The sequence below is a fragment of the Pseudomonas sp. NFR09 genome (assembly GCF_900111535.1).
Taxonomy (GTDB): Bacteria; Pseudomonadota; Gammaproteobacteria; order Pseudomonadales; family Pseudomonadaceae; genus Aquipseudomonas; species Aquipseudomonas extremorientalis.
Window position 1 is genome coordinate 108,706 of record NZ_FOIH01000012.1, and the last position, 10,833, is coordinate 119,538.

The window sequence follows — 10,833 nt, forward strand, 5'->3', positions numbered from 1 at the left end:
TCGCCACAGGGGAGGGCGGGGCACAAAAAAGCCCGATGAAAGCAGCGCTTCCATCGGGCTTTTGGTTGATCGCCGCCAGGGCGATCAAGGCATCACATCAGAAGTCCCAGCGGGTGCTGAACATCACGTTGCGCGGCTCGCCATAAGCGGCCGAGTTATAGAAGCCCACGTTGGTGTAGTAGGACTTGTCGAAGATGTTGTTGAAATTGACAGTCGCCGAGAGGTTCTTGGTGACCTGGTAGCGGGTCATCAAGTCCACCAGCCAATAGGACTCCTGGGTGATGTCCTGGTTGGTGTTGAGCTGCGAGTTGTAGATTTCATTCCAACCCTTGCTCTGCCAGCGCAGGCCGCCACCGATGGTGAACTTGTCGAGGTCGCCCTTGAGTTTGTAAGTGGTGTTCAGGTTGACCTGGTGCTCAGGTTCGAAGGTGGAGATCTTCTTGTCGTCTGCGTCCCGCACGATCTTGTGGGTGTAACCGCCTTGTACTTGCCAGCCGGGCGCCAGCTCACCTGAGATTTCTGCTTCGTAACCCTTGGTGACGGCCTTGGAGCTCTTGAACGCATAGTTTTGCGGGGAAGGAGTCTGGTTGTTATAGGCATCGTCCGGGATGGCACGGTTGTCTTCATGCACTTCGAAGTAGGCAATGCTGGTGTTCAAGCGACCGTCGAGAAACTCGCCCTTCAGGCCCAGCTCGTAGTTTTGGCCTTCGTCTGGTTCCAGCAACGTCTGGTTGCGGTCTTTGTACGTGCTTTCCTGGGGTTGGAAGATATCGGTGTAGCTGGTGTACACCGAGAGATTGTCGTTCAGGTCGTAGATCACGCCGGCATACGGCACGAACCGGCCGGTTTCCTTGTAGGAAGGGTTGATACCGGTGACGTGGTAGTTGGCGACGCGCCCACCGAGGATGACGTGCAGGTCATCCATCACGTTCAAGCGTGTGGTCACGTAGTAGCCGGTCTGGCGGATGGTATCGTCGATGTATTGCTGGACAGGGCCGTAGATCGGCTTGGCAATGTGGCCATTCCAGTTATAGAAATCGACTTTGTTGCCGCCTGGCCATTCCGGCGCCCAGTACCCCTTGCCTTGCCAGCGCGACGTGCCGATCGAGCCGCCCACCACCAGTTCATGTTCGCGGCCAAACAGGCTGAAAGGCCCGGTGGCGTAGAGGTCGGCGGAGGTGCTTTTGGTTTCGCCGGTGTATTTCTGACCGTTGACCTCGGCGGTGCCATCGGCTGCCGGCTGGACAAACTGGATCGAACCGAGGTCGGCATGGTAGCTGTTGATCTTGTGGTCGAGCTGGAATTTGGTGACCCAGCCGTCACCCATATCATGCTCAAGCATGGCAAAGGCGGTGCGGGTGTTCTGTTCCCAGGAGCTCCAGGTGGCGCCGTTGTTGTAGGAGCGTGGCATCTTGTTGATGCTGCCGTTGGAGTTGACCAACGGGAACGAACCGGACCAGCTGGAGCCTTTCGGAATATTGTCCTGATAGTCGAAGCCGACGGTCAACATGGTGTCGGGGGACAGGTCGAACTCGGTAATGCCGTAGTAGGTTTCGGTCTTGCGCGAGTAGTGGTCCATGAAGGATTTTTTGTCCTGGTACGCCGCCACTGCACGGCCCCGGACATTACCGCTGTCGGTTAACGGGCCGCTCACATCCACTTCGCTGCGATAGTTGTCCCAGGAGCCGGCGCCCAGTTGCACATGGCCCTTGAACTCCGACGTCGGCTTCTTGCGGATCAAGTTGATGGTCGCGCCCAGGGAGCCGGCGCCGTTGAGCAGGCCGGTGGCACCCTTGAGCACTTCGACGCGGTCATAGATCGCCATGTCGCTGAGGGTATTCCCGGCCGAGTAGCCGACGTTGCGCACGGTGGACGGAATACCGTCGTACTGGAAACTGTTGACCGAGAACCCACGCGAGTAATAGTTGGTACGGTCGGTGTCATAGGCCGATACGGTGATGCCAGGCGTGTGGCGCATCACGTCATCGACGTTGTTGAGGCCGAAGTCCTCGATATGTTGGCGGGTAATCACCGTGATCGACTGCGGGGTTTCCCGCGGGGTCAGGGTCAGCCGCGTGGCCGTGGCAATGGTGCCCGGCGTGTAGGAGCCGGAGCCCTCGGTGATGTTGCCCAGCACGTTGCCGGTCACTTGGGTCGGACTCAACTCCAGCCCGGCGGACGCGCCGGCGGCGGTAACGGTCAGCGCGTTGCCACTGAGGCTGTGAGTGGTCGAAGTGCCTGCCAGCAAGGTGTTGATCGCCAGCTGCGGATCCAGTTTACCTTTGATCGCCGTGCTGTTTTTTCCCGCCACGTCGGTCGGGCTGTACAGCACCTGCAGGTTGGCCTGGCGGCCGAATTCCTGCAGTGCACTCCCCAGTGCCTGTGCTGGAATATCCAACTCGATCTCCTGTGCCTGCACATAGCCGGCAACCGGCAGCGATACCGCCAGGGTAAGCGCGCTCGGCAGGAGGTTGATGTTCAGGGCCCTGGTTAGCGCTTTGCTCAGTGGGCTGAGACCGAGTCGTGCTGACATGGATGGTTTCTCTTCTATGTTTTAAGTGGGCAAATTCTGATATTTGTTGAGGTTAGTTCTCATTACCACTAGTGAGACGTTCCTACCTCGGAAAACCGGAAAAGAAAATTTCATGCAGGCTCCATTTCATGCACTACCTGGCCGGCGCGCAGCCGTACCAGCTGATCGGCGATGTGGAAATAGCGGTCGTCATGGCTGATCACGATGATGGTTTTGCCCAGGCGCTTGAGGTCCGGCAGCAGCTCGGTATAGAAAATCCGGCGGAAGGCCGGGTCCTGGTCGGCGGCCCATTCGTCGAACACCAGCACCGGGCGTTCTTCCAGCCAGGCGTTGACCAGTGCCAGGCGCTTGCGCTGGCCGGTGGACAGGTCGGTGGTGCTGAACACACCGTCCTTGACGCTGACCTTGTGCGCGATCTCCAGGCGTTCCAGGTATTTAGTGGCGCTGTCCAGTGACTGGGTGGCGCTGCCCTGGACCAGGTCGTCGAACAGGTAGTAGTCGGCGAATACCGTGGTGAACAATTGGCGATAGTCATCGCGCTCGGGGTCGGTCACGGCCTCGCCGTTGAGCAGGATTTCGCCGGACTGCGGCGGGTAGAGCCCCAGCAGCAATTTGATCAGCGTGGTCTTGCCACTGCCGTTTTCGCCGACGATAAATACGATGTCGCCTTGGGCAATGCTCAGGTTGATCAGCCCCAGGTGAAACGGCTCGCTGCCTTCCACGGCCGGAGGGCTGTAGCTTACGTTTCGCAGCTCAAGGCTGTTGACGATCGGTGTCGGCGCCTCGCTGTCATCCATCAGCAGGTGCGGTTCAGGAGAGGAGAAGCGCTCCGACAACTCGCTGATACGCCCGAAGGCAATCTTCGCCTTGCCCACCACGGGCAGGTAACCCAGCAGGTGTTCCAGCGGGCCTTTCATGTACAACAGCACCAGCACGAAACCGGTAATCACGGTCGGGTCCGGGTTCGGGTTATAGGCCTGCATCGCCAGGGCCAAGCCGATGACCACGAAGAACAGCATTGAGCCGAAGGTCTTGGCGAGGATGTAGATGTTGACCGAACGCACCTGAATATCGCTGATGCGGTCCGCCGTTTCCTGGATACGGTGGGTGTTCATGCGAAAGCGCCGTGGCCGATGCATGCGCAGTTCCTTGGCGCCGGACGCGATGGCGTTGTAATAACGCTGCAATTCGTCTTCATGGCTGCGTGCGAGGTCGAAGCCTTGGATACCTTTGCCGCCGGCGATGAACTGCACGGCGCTGCCAATCACGATGGCGACGACCATCATCAGGAACATCGGCACCGACAGGTACGCCAGGTAGCCCAGGCAGCCCAGCGTCACCGTGGCGGCAATGGCCAAGGGCGTGAACGCGAAGGAGAAGTCGCTGATGGTGTCGACATCGTGGGTAAGCACCGGGATCAGTCGGTGGGAGCGGTAGCGCTCGATTTGCCCGATGGGCGCCGACAGCACCTTTTCACCCAGCTCTTTGCGCAGGGCTGCAATGATCCGTTGGCCGACGTAGTTGGTGCCGATGTCGGAAATGATCGAGCTGACCAGCGCCAGCACGCACAAGGCTGCAAAAGTCAGGATCACGCCCTGGGTCATGCCTTGTGGCGAGTGCAGGGCATTATTGATCGTCGCCAGCAACAACGTGATGGCCAGGCCGCCGGCCATGCCCAGGGCGACGGAGACGGTCACGATGGTGCGAAAAGGCCTGAGCAATGCGAGCAAACCTTTGAAGGCGCCGCGCTTGGGGTCGGTCATAAATACTTCCCGGAAAGTGAACAAGAGGGGGCTGGGCACACAGACCCTTACCCATGACAAACGAAAGATTGGCGCGACTATTTAGCGCGGCGCGCCCGGCGGTGGCGCGCGGATGGATAAATTAGGCGGGGCCTGGTTCGTTCTTGTGGAGTAGCCGCACGCGTTTTGGCGCGTGCCTGATCTATCCAGCGAGAGCGAAACAATGACGAAAAGGAATCTGGTGTACGTGTGGTCACTGCGCAATGCCGCCGCCGACAAGGCCGGGCAGCCAGTGGCCTACAAGGACCACGAACGCTACATGATGTCGGTGCTGGAATCCCTGGCAGGGGCGCTGAACGACACGCCGCTGGGCGAGGCCTACAACCTGGTGGGCGTGGTGTACGACGATGACGAGCAGAATCCGCGTGACCAGCAACTCGTCCGCGACTACGGCTTTGCCTACCAGCCGGGCCGCCAATGGCTGTACCCGGCCGACCTGCGCGTGCAGGGGCGGCTGGTCAATGACCTGCTGCTGAGTGTGCCGTCCACCTACCGGCGCTTGCCACGGGGCAGCGCAGAACACATTGCCGGCAAGCAGGACTTCGAGCGTCGCCTGCACGACACGCTGGTGGAATTGAAGGCGGACATCGTGGTGCTCGACGGCCTGCTGGTGATCCTGGATGAACTGGTGCGCCCTGGCGCGCCGTTTGCCGGCCGCATCATGAACATCCATCCCGGCATTACCCGCATCGAATCGCCGTACGAGCGCCGTGGCGCCTATGCCACCTGGAACGCGCTGTACGGCGCACGGGGGCTGACGGTCACGGATTGGGCGACCAAGGCCACCACGCCATCCGAGCCGCTGTACCTCACCGGTGCCTCGTTCCACTACGTGGACAACGGCATAGATTCGGGTGAAGTGTTCCACGACGTGCTCAAGACCGAGATCGCGCCGGACGACACCATCCTTGAGTTGCGCTGGAACAACTTCAACAACAGCCTGTTCCCGGCGTTGCATGAAGGGTTGGCGTTGTTGGCGCAGAAGGCAACCTAAAGCAGGCACGGATAAACATGTGGGAGGGGGCTTGCCCCGATGGCGGTAGTGACTGATACACCGCCATCGGGGGCAAGCCCCCTCCCACAAATGGATTTCCAGTGCGGTTAGAGGTCGCGCACCACGCGAAACCCAATCCAATCCCCCCGCGTCTGCGGGTAGATGGTGTTGCGGTTGCCCGAGCGCGAAAACACCGGCGCCTCGCCCCAGTCATTGCCGCGAATCATGTAGCCCTCGCAGTTCGGCTCCATCCACGCACTGCCGTCGGTGGGCGCGCCGATGTAGTTGGGGTGTTCGCAGTCGGCCACGCGCTCGTAGACGTTGCCATGCATGTCGTACATGCCGAAGGCATTCGGCGGGTAGCTGCCCACCGGCGATGAATAGCTGTAGCCATCGGCCGGACCATAGGTGTTGGCGTGCTTGGCGATGCTGTAGCCCTTGCCCTCATCGAACGGGAAGGGGAACGGTCCGGTGGAGCCGGCGCGCGCGGCGTATTCACGTTGGGCTTCGCTGACCATGTGGTACTGCTGGCCGGTTTTCTTCGACAGCCAGGCCACGTACTGCTTGATATCGTCCATGTCCATGCACACTGCCGGCTGGCGCGGGCCCTGGGGGTAGCGCGGCTTGCTGGCGATGCATTCGCGGCCGGGGCGGGTATCGCCGTCGGCGATCTTCACGCCGGTCTGGCGGATATAGCTGTCCCACTCGCCGGCGGTGATGTGGAAGCGGCTCATGGCGAACGGCTTGGCGAAGGTCACCTCGTGCATCGGGCCTTCATCCGGCTCGCGACCGACTTCATCCTCGGGGGTGCCCATGGTAAAGGTGCCAGCCGGCAGCACCACCATCTCCGGGCAGTCCTTGCAGTCCTTGAACACTTTGCCAGGTTGCGGCGTGGCGGCCTGGGCCAGGTTGGGCAGCAAGGCGCCGCACAGGGCGGTGAGTGCCAGTGCCGTGAGGGGTTTGTTCATGGGGTCCTCTCATTCAAAGTGGAAAAACTGTGCGTTACACCCGTTGGCCCAGCAGCGTCATGAAGCGCTGGATCTCATCGGAGGAATTAAGCAGGCCGGGCGAGGTGCGGATCACCGGGCCGACATCACGGTCCACCGCGTCGATCACCACGCGGTTTTTCATCATGTAGTCGGCCACGGCATCGCTGTCCTGGCCCTTGACCCGGAAGAAGGTGAAGCCGGCCGACAGTTCGGGGCTGCGCGGGGTGACCAACTCGATACGCGGGTGCGCCAGCAGGTGGTCTTTCAGTTCACTGTTCAGGGCGTGGATGCGCGCCTGCACCTGCGCCTTGCCCAGTTGCAGATGCAGCTTGAAGGCCTCATCCGCCGCCCAGCGATGCTCGAAGGCGTGAAAGCCGCCCGGGGTCATGGTGGTGGCGAAGTCCTGGTCTTCGGAGAAGGTCGGCACCATCGGGGTCACGTACTGGTTTTGCGGGTCGCGGGCGCACACCAGTCCGGTGCCTCGCGGGCCGAACATCCACTTGTGGGTGCCGGCGATGAAAAAGTCGCAGTGCATGTCCGGGAAGTCGAGGTTTTCCACGCCGAAACCGTGCACACCGTCCACCACATAGAGCATGCGGTCCCTGTCGTCTCGGTTGCGGTTGTGTTCTTCCACCAGCTTGCCGATCTCGCCGATGGGCAGTTTCACGCCGCTGCCGGACTGCACCCAGGTCATGCCGAGCACGCGGGTGTTGGGGCGGATATTGCGTTGGATATTGCCCAGCACCTCGTCGACGGACACGCGATTGGCGTTTTCAAACAAGCGAATCTTGCGGACCCGGGTCTGCTCCTTGCGCACCCGGAAGTCCAGGCTGAACTCGGTGGCGTAGTGTTCGTGGACGGTGGTGAGGATCTCCTGGTCGGGTCGCACCTTGATCCCGCCATAAATCATCGCCAGCCCTTCGGAGGTGCTGCCGGTGAGGGCGATCTGCGCCGGCGTGGCCTTCAGGTAGCGGCCGGCCCACTCGCGTACCTGGCCTTCACGCTTCCAGGTTTCCTGTAGGCCCCAGTCCATGGCCAGGCCTGGGTTGCGGTCGATCTGTGCGCGATAGCGCTCGATGGCTTCGCGTACCGGCTTGGGGTGCGTGGCCACCAGGAAGTTGGAAAAGTGCAGGTAGTCCGGGTCCTGGTTGAACAGTTGCTTGAAACCCGTCCATGGGTCATTCGATGCAGGGGCGGCGATGGCGTGGGGCAGCAGGGCGGCGCCCAGTGGCAGGCTGGCGGCAAATACCCCGGCCTGCTTGAGGAACGTACGGCGGTCGGTCATGGACTGGCTTCTGGATGATTAACGGTTGGCCAACGGCTTGGCGGCTTTTTGTACCTGGTCCCACACTCGCAGGAAGTTGCCGCCCCACAGCTTGGCGATATCGGCTTCGGAGTAACCGCGCTGGATCAGTTCGGCGGTGACGTTGCGGATTTCACCGACGTTGTTCCAGCCCTGCACGCCGCCGCCATCGTTGAAGTCGGAGGCGAGGCCGACATGGTCGATGCCGATCTTGCGCACGGTGTAGTCGATGGCGTCGCCCAGGTCCTTGAGGGTGGCCTTGGGTTCTTCATCGAGGATGCCGTACAGCGCGCTGGCGTACTCGCCGAACTTGTGTTCCGGCCAGGCGGCGATGATTGCGTCGCCCGGCATCAAGGCCACGGCCAGGTTGGGCAGGGGCGGCAGGTCGAAGCGCGCACGCAGGACGTTGAGCTTGTCCTGGGTCGGCTGGCTCAACGGGCGCAGATAAGCGGAGAAGCCCACGATCTGCACCACGCCGCCACTCTGCTTGATCAGTTGCAGCTCTTTGTCGCTCAGGTTGCGCGGGATATCCACCGATGCACGCGGTGCCGAGTGGGACGCCACCATCGGTGTGCGGCTCAACTGCGCGACCTGCTCCAGGGCCTTGGTCGACATCTGCGATACATCGATGATCACCCCCAGGTCATTGAGGCGGTGCACCGCTTGTTTGCCGATGTCCGACAAGCCGTCGAGGGCGTCGGTGGAGTCATTGAAAAACGGCAGCGGGCGCGACGAGTCCGACCAGGCGTTGTTGCCCACATAGCTGAAGCCGAACATGCGCATGCCGCGCGCCGCCCACAGGTCCAGCAGGTTCAGGTCGTTGCCCAGCGGGTAGGCGTTGAGCATGCTGATGAAGATCGCGAACTTGCCTTCGCCATGCAGGCGCCGGAAATCATCCGGGGTGTAGGCGATGGCGACCTGGTTGGGGTAGTCGCGTACCATGCCGCTGATGATCTTGTAGCGCACTTCCTGCTCGTTGCGCGCGGCTTCGACAAAACCATCGGTGGGCTTGTGCGGGGCGTTGGGGCCGTTCCAGATTTCCGGCCAGCCGAAAATCGTCAGTGCCGCACCGGACAGGCGCCCGCGTGCCGCCTTGGCCAGGTCGAACTGGCCGCTGCCGTCCTTGTCCGCCTCGTTGCCGGCGGTGCCGAAATCGATGGGCACGGTGATATGGCTGTCGAACGACAACAGCCGGTCCTGCATTTCATTGGCCTGCTTGATCACCTCCAGCGGGTAACCGGCATTGCCCTTGAACCAGTGATCCCAGACCAGGAAACCGGCCCCGGCACCGATGGCCAGTGCCAACGGCAAGCCGATATACAGCGCCTTTTTCGAACGTGGTTTTGTCATTGCCATCTCAGTCAGTTGAGGCCTTCGCTATCAGGGAGGAACGAGTGATGGGCGGGGAAATTTAGGCGGGCAGGGCGCGCCGGTAAATTTCCCCGGCGTGCAAACGTTCTAGCTCTGATAAAGCCGTTTCCTAAGGTAGACAATGACCATCTCTCGACGTGGGTTCATCGCAGGCCTGGCGCTGACCGGCGCCGCTGTGCCGGCCGCCTTCTATGCCCATCGCGAGTTGACGCGCGAAGAAGAATTGCCCATCACTCCCGGCGAAGCCACGGTGGACCTGGCCGACACCGCCGGCCAGCACCTGGCGAACACATTGCGTGGGGTGTGGAGCCTGCGCCTGGAGGGCCGCGACGCCGGCCTCAAGGGCCTGCCGTTGGAAGGTCTGGAGCTGCTGCTCGACATCGCCCCGCGTGGACGTGGCTTGCGAGGGTACCTGGACACCGCTGGCAACCTGCGCGCCGAGGGCGAGCCGCGTTACCGCGTGCTGGGTGATCTGCTGACAGGCGAGAGCGCCGTGCTCTACTGGCGCCTGATCGACCGCGACTCGATTGACGGCGCCCCGGCCTATGAATTCAAGATGACCCTTGACGAGGTCTGGGCGGATTTTGCCAATGCCGGCAGCAGCACGCTCAGCGGGCAGATCCTTGACCTTGCTCGGCCATTGGCGCTGGTCGAGCGCGATAACCGCTTCATCGCCCGCAAACAGTGGTTCCCCGAGGCGCGGCAACGCATCGGCCTCAACCCGACCCTGCTGGCCTGGCTGATTTCCCCCGAACACCGTCTGTTCCACCAACTGTGGCACGCTACCCGTGACCAGTGGCACAAACTCTCCGAAGAAAAGCGCGACGCCCTGCGCGGCATCGGCTGGCAACCCGGGCCACGGGGCCAGGAACGCGACGCCCGGGGCAAGCGCAAGGACCGCAACGGCTCGGGCATCGATTTCTTCTTCATGCACCGCCACATGCTCGGCACCGCGCGCTCCATGCAGGACCTGCCCTCATGGCCGCAATTCCCCGAGCCGCAACCGGCCCTGGAGCGTGATCGCCTGGGCTTTCTGCGCTATTTCGACAACCACGACGGCTTTGCGCTGCCGCCGACCTGGTCGGCGCCGGACGACAGCGACTACACCCAGTGGGTCAGCGACATCAAGAGCGCTGAGACCTACCACAGCAACTTCCAGGTGTGGGAGTCGCAGTACCGCGACCCACGCTACCTGGCCAGATTCACCCTGGGGCAGCTCGGTTCCGAAATGGAGCTGGGCCTGCACGACTGGCTGCACATGCGCTGGGCCTCGGTGCCCCGCGACCCGTCCAACGGTGCGCCGGTGCCCATGGCCCGTGACCCCTCCGACTTTGCTGCGCGCTGGTACGCGGCGGAAAACGATTTCCTCGGCGATCCGTTTTCCTCCCACGTCAACCCGGTGTTCTGGCACTTCCACGGCTGGATCGACGACCGCATCGAAGACTGGTTTCGCGCCCATGAGCGTTTCAATCCAGGGGAAGTCCGCCGCATGGAAGTCAACGGCGTAGCCTGGTTCGCGCCGGGCCGCTGGGTGGAAGTCGGCGATCCCTGGCTGGGCCCGGATACCCATGGCTGCAGCACCACGCCGGGGTTGCAGATGGGGCGTTCGATGGAGATGGATCCGGAGACCATGAAGCTGGCGTTGCGCATCACTTTCGGTGAAGACGAGAATATGCTGCAGGGGCTGTTCAAGCGGGTGCCGAGACGACCGTGGTATGCCCGTCACCTGAAACTTGCCTGAACCTGTAGTGAGCAGGCTTGCTGTGGTGAATGGGGCTGTTGTGGTGAGCAGGCTTGCTGTGGCGAGCAGGCTTGCCCTGCGTTGGGGCGCGAAGCGGCCC

Annotated in this window: 7 protein-coding genes; 2 read left to right on the forward strand and 5 right to left on the reverse strand. The window is 62.0% G+C overall.

Annotated features, from left to right (window positions below):
- Positions 1-97: 97 nt before the first annotated feature.
- On the reverse strand, positions 98-2,533 hold the full coding sequence (locus tag BMX59_RS24630) for a TonB-dependent siderophore receptor (protein WP_093126774.1): 2,436 nt from the start codon (positions 2,531-2,533) through the stop codon (positions 98-100).
- A gap of 110 nt (positions 2,534-2,643) precedes the next feature.
- Positions 2,644-4,296 carry a cyclic peptide export ABC transporter gene (locus BMX59_RS24635; RefSeq protein WP_092245732.1) on the reverse strand — a complete coding sequence of 551 codons (1,653 nt, stop codon included), beginning with the start codon at positions 4,294-4,296 and terminating at the stop codon, positions 2,644-2,646.
- 202 nt (positions 4,297-4,498) lie between these two features.
- Here BMX59_RS24635 and BMX59_RS24640 point away from each other — a divergent pair, with 202 nt between their 5' ends.
- Positions 4,499-5,329 carry a formyl transferase gene (locus tag BMX59_RS24640; protein WP_058427531.1) on the forward strand — a complete coding sequence of 277 codons (831 nt, stop codon included), beginning with the start codon at positions 4,499-4,501 and terminating at the stop codon, positions 5,327-5,329.
- A 107-nt stretch (positions 5,330-5,436) separates the two neighbouring features.
- On the opposite strand, the gene BMX59_RS24645 is transcribed toward BMX59_RS24640, so the two are convergent.
- From BMX59_RS24645 to pvdM, 3 genes are read right to left on the reverse strand one after another with little or no spacing between them, the layout of a single operon-like run.
- Positions 5,437-6,297, reverse strand: a complete 861-nt coding sequence (locus BMX59_RS24645; protein WP_093126779.1) for a dihydropyoverdine dehydrogenase — start codon at positions 6,295-6,297, stop codon at positions 5,437-5,439.
- Positions 6,298-6,331: 34 nt separating this feature from the next.
- Positions 6,332-7,603, reverse strand: coding sequence for a pyoverdine-tailoring periplasmic protein PvdN (locus tag BMX59_RS24650; RefSeq protein WP_093126783.1), 1,272 nt, complete (start codon positions 7,601-7,603; stop codon positions 6,332-6,334).
- An 18-nt stretch (positions 7,604-7,621) separates the two neighbouring features.
- Complete coding sequence (pvdM, locus tag BMX59_RS24655; RefSeq protein ID WP_093126787.1) at positions 7,622-8,971, reverse strand: pyoverdine-tailoring dipeptidase-like protein PvdM; 1,350 nt, start codon at positions 8,969-8,971, stop codon at positions 7,622-7,624.
- A 142-nt stretch (positions 8,972-9,113) separates the two neighbouring features.
- Here pvdM and BMX59_RS24660 point away from each other — a divergent pair, with 142 nt between their 5' ends.
- Entirely contained in the window at positions 9,114-10,733 is a 1,620-nt protein-coding gene (locus BMX59_RS24660; RefSeq protein ID WP_093126791.1) for a pyoverdine maturation tyrosinase PvdP, read from the forward strand.
- Positions 10,734-10,833 lie beyond the last annotated feature (100 nt).